General features: G+C 60.0%; 3 protein-coding genes and 1 pseudogene. All 4 read left to right on the top strand.

The features are described 5' to 3' along the window. Positions 1–231 (top strand): annotated as a pseudogene (locus tag VFF99_RS01190) (hypothetical protein); the annotation flags it as partial. A 92-nt stretch (positions 232–323) separates the two neighbouring features. Then, positions 324–1469 carry an alpha-hydroxy acid oxidase gene (locus tag VFF99_RS01185; RefSeq protein WP_325014219.1) on the top strand — a complete coding sequence of 382 codons (1146 nt, stop codon included), beginning with the start codon at positions 324–326 and terminating at the stop codon, positions 1467–1469. Between the two features lie 295 nt (positions 1470–1764). Then, entirely contained in the window at positions 1765–3243 is a 1479-nt protein-coding gene (locus VFF99_RS01180; RefSeq protein ID WP_325014218.1) for a tetratricopeptide repeat protein, read from the top strand. Positions 3244–3476: 233 nt separating this feature from the next. Further along, a complete protein-coding gene (locus tag VFF99_RS01175; RefSeq protein ID WP_325014216.1) occupies positions 3477–3938 on the top strand; it encodes a nuclear transport factor 2 family protein in 462 nt (153 codons plus the stop codon). The last annotated feature ends 464 nt before the right edge of the window (positions 3939–4402 follow it).

Genomic DNA, 4402 nt, shown 5'->3' with positions numbered 1-4402 from the left:
ACCATCAGCAAGGTGAGGCACCGTCAGATGGCCGTCAATTCATCGCTGCTGCTGGCGGCGCATGAGGCGACCGAGATGAGCATCCGCGAACTGCGCACGCTGCTCGGGGATACCGAGACCAAGTACTGGCTCGGCGATCTCGACCTCGGCCAGGCCCACGACCGGATTCCCTCCTTTACCGAACGCCCGCGCGTCCCGGTGCCAAGCGCGCAGATGCAGGGACACGCCTGAGCCAAGTGAATTAATTTCAACCGCGTCCCCCCTTCGCAGCGTTTCCCCTCTTCAATTACACTAGCTGTAATCAATGAGGAGGAAACGCTGGCATGCCCACCATCACGAACATCGAAGATTTGCGCGTCCTGGCACAGAAGCGCGTGCCGCGCATGTTCTACGACTACGCGGATTCCGGCTCCTGGACCGAGTCGACCTACCGCGCCAACAGCACCGATTTTGAGAAGATCAAGTTCCGCCAGCGCGTGGCGGTCAACATGGACAACCGCACGCTGAAGACGACGTTGGCCGGGCAGGAAGTATTCATGCCGGTCGCGCTGGCGCCCACGGGCCTGACGGGCATGCAGCATGCCGACGGCGAGATCCTCGCCGCGAAGGCTGCAGAGAAATTCGGCGTGCCCTTCACGCTGTCGACGATGAGTATCTGCTCCATCGAGGACATCGCCGCCCACACCACCAAGCCATTCTGGTTCCAGCTCTACGTGATGCGCGACCGCGATTTCATCCGGCGCCTGATCGAGCGCGCGAAAGCGGCGAAATGTTCGGCACTGGTGCTCACGCTCGACCTGCAGGTACTCGGCCAGCGACACAAGGACATCAAGAACGGCCTGTCGGCCCCGCCCAAGCTCACCATCCCCAACATCATCAACATGATGACCAAGCCGCGCTGGTGCCTCGGCATGCTCGGCACCTCGCGCCGCACCTTCGGCAACATCGTCGGGCACGCCAGCAACGTGTCGGACATGTCCTCGCTGTCTTCCTGGACCGCGCAGCAGTTCGACCCGACGCTGTCCTGGGATGACGTGGAGTGGATCAAGAAGCTGTGGGGCGGCAAGCTGATCATCAAGGGCATCCTCGACGTGGAGGATGCGCGCCTCGCCGTACGGAGCGGCGCCGATGCGCTCATCGTGTCCAATCACGGCGGCCGCCAACTCGACGGCGCACCCTCGTCGATCGCGGCGCTGCCGGCGATTGTCGATGCGGTGGGGGACCAGATCGAGGTGCACATCGACGGCGGCATCCGCTCCGGCCAGGACGTGATCAAGTCGCTCGCGCTCGGCGCGAAGGGCGCGTACATCGGCCGCGCATTCCTTTACGGACTGGGAGCGATGGGCGAGGCCGGCGTCACCAAGTGCCTCGAAATCATCCACAAGGAACTCGACCTCACGATGGCGTTCTGCGGCCTGACGGATGTGAAGAAGGTCGACAAGAGCATCCTCCTGCCTGGCACCTACTGAAGTCCTCATGCAGTGCCGGGCCCGCCGGCACTGCAGCGCGTTTGCGTTTGATCAGAAGTTTCCCCTCCCGCGAAGTCCCTGATGCACCCGGGCGGTGCAAGAGTTTCTTTCTGTCTCGCAAGGGCAATGCTTTGGCTCGTTCGATCATCGCACGGCACTGTTTCCGCGGTTCATGTCAATTTAATATCTTTTCACGTTTTGTTGACATTAACCGTGAAAGATCATGCGCCATCACACCATCTCCCTTAGCTCCCTTAGCTCCCTTAGCTCCCTTAGCTCTCTTCTCTCCCTCCTGTTGGTTTCCCTCTCGGCCCAAGCCGGTTATCCGGAAGGGCTCGCGGCCTACAACAAGAATGACTTCAACGCGGCACTGAATGAATGGCGGCCCATGGCCGACCAGGGCGACGCACGCGCGCAGTACCAGCTCGGCTGGATGTTCGAGCGCGGCGAAGGCGTCAAGCAGGATTACGCGCAGGCCGTGGCCTGGTACCGCAAGGCCGCGGAGCAGGGTTACGCGCACGCACAGATCAATCTCGCCAACCTGTACACGCTCGGCCACGGTGTCTCGCAGAATCACAAGCAGGCGGTGGCCTGGTACCGCAAGGCCGCCGACCAGGGCTACACGAGCGCGCCGGTGAATGCCGGCATCCGCTTCGAGAACGGTGACGTCGCGGAATCCGAGTACGACCTCCCGCGCTACCGCAGGCCGGTCGAGTCCGATCGCGTGGTGGTGCAGTTCAACCTCGCCAACATCCTCTACAACAACGGCCACGGCGTCGCGCAGGACTACGACCAGGCAGTGGCCTGGTACCGCCGTGCGGCCGAGCAGGGCCATGCGCTGGCGCAGATCAACCTCGGCAACATGTACAACAACGGCCAGGGCGTGCAGCAGAACCACAAGATGGCCCTGTACTGGTACCGCCGCGCGGCCGAGCAGGGCAATACCTACGCGCTCAACAACATCGGCAACATGTACCGCAAGGGGCTGGGCGTGAAACAGGACTTTGCGCAAGCGCTGCACTGGTACCGCAAGGCCGCCGACCTCGGCGACGCCGGCGCGCAGGTCAACCTCGGCCTCATGTACTACACCGGCGAAGGCGTGCGGCAGGACTTCAACGATGCCTTCCAGTGGTACAGCCGGGCCGCGCAGCAGGGCGATGCCGGCGCCCAGTACAACCTCGGCCTGATGTACTTCCACGGCGAAGGCGTGGCGCAGGATTACCTCGAAGCCTCGGAGTGGTACCGCCGCGCGGCCGAGCAGGGCCACGCGCTGGCGCAGCACAACCTCGGCAACATGTACATGAAGGGCCTCGGCGTCGAGCAGGACTTCACGATGGCCGTGCAGTGGCATCGCAAGTCCGGCTTCCAGGGCGACGCCCACGCGCAGAACAAGCTGGGCGACCTCCTGTTCGCCAACGGCCACGGCGCCCCGCAGGACTACGAGGAAGCCGCGCAGTGGTACCTCAAGTCAGCCGAGCAGGGCTATGCCCCGGCGCAGTTCAACCTCGCCAACATGTACCGGCGCGGCATTGGCGTGAAACAGGACTTCGGCAAGGCAGCAATGTGGTACCGCAAGGCGGCGGAGCAGGGCGACGTCAACTCGCAATACCTGCTGGGCATCATTTACAGCAACGGCGAAGGCGTGAAGCAGGACATGGCGCAGGCCGTCGACTGGTACCGCCGCGCCGCCGAGCAGGGGCACGCCGGCGCGCAGTACAACCTCGGCATCATGTATGCGAAGGGACGCGGCACCCTCAGCATGCTCGGCCGCTGAACCGACTTCCGCATGCCTTGATTTTGCGCAAGGAAAAAATTTCCTTGCAAATCATGGACATGCGGAAGCTTATACCGGGTTATCCACAGAATTGGCCACAGCAATTGTGGGCAAGTCACTCTGGCTCGCGCCTCGTCATTCCGTTGCCCTGAGATTCTGGTAGTTCTCTATTCCCCACAATTGCCGACTCCCGATGCTTGCAATCACTAATCGAGGGCTACAATGAGCACGATTTGGATGAGCGGGTTTCGGGCAAGAGCCACGATATGACGATGACTAGTCTTTGCGAGCAGTATCAAGAGGCATTAGGAAGAAAGGACCTGGCATTCGTCCTGGGACTGTTTACGGACGATGCCGTCATTCGCGCGCCGGTCTCAGGCGCGGCAAATGTTAAAGATTTTCATGCCTACATTTTCTCTAATACGAAGAGAACGGCCATGAGGTTTCCTAATGTGATTCGCCGGAGAGACGCGCCTGCGGCCATCACAATGCAGTTTAGCTATACGCTTGCGATTGAAGGCGGTCATATCGTCGTTCTCGATGGCGTCGCGAATTTCGAGATCGACGAACGTGCGATGAAAATCAAGAGCCTGACCTTCGTGTATGACCCCGCCGAGGTACGCCAGCTCATGGCCGAAGCGGGCATTGCTCCACCGGATCATCCGGAGCCGGCTTTCGCGCAACACGCCCGATAAATACCTGTCTGTGCCTGAGCGGCAACGAAAAGCAAAAAGCCCAGTCCGAAGACTGGGCTTTTTTAATTCTTGGGGTGGCCGATGGGACTCGAACCCACGACGACAGGAATCACAATCCTCTTATAACGGCATTTCTTAATGTTGATCGGTATTCTCGACTTGATGATTAATCCTTGAAAATCATTGAAGTACGGCGCTCGGTGAAGTTTTTTTGTTTCCTTGTATTCCCATTTATTGATGTAAGATGCCTACTATGCGACTACTGGCAGTCTTCTTATCAATATCCTTAGGCAGAATTACATGCGAATCAAGTTCACGGCAAGTCGTGTAGCGGCGCATCAATGCTTGCCGGGAAAAAGCCAAGCTTTCATATGGGATACGGAAGCAAAGGGCCTTGGACTAAAGGCTTCTCCAGGTGGGGCGAAGAAATTCGTTCTTGAGAGCCGTCTGCAAGATGGACGCAC

Origin of the sequence: Noviherbaspirillum sp., from assembly GCF_035654295.1 — a bacterium.
In the GTDB taxonomy this organism is placed as follows: domain Bacteria; phylum Pseudomonadota; class Gammaproteobacteria; order Burkholderiales; family Burkholderiaceae_D; genus Noviherbaspirillum.
Note: the sequence above shows the minus strand (reverse complement) of the source record. Positions and strands in the feature narration are given on the sequence as shown.

What these genes read in the sequence shown, in the direction of transcription:
- VFF99_RS01185 (WP_325014219.1), top strand. Translation starts at nt 324, where the DNA reads ATGCCCACCATCACGAACATCGAAGATTTGCGCGTCCTGGCACAGAAG.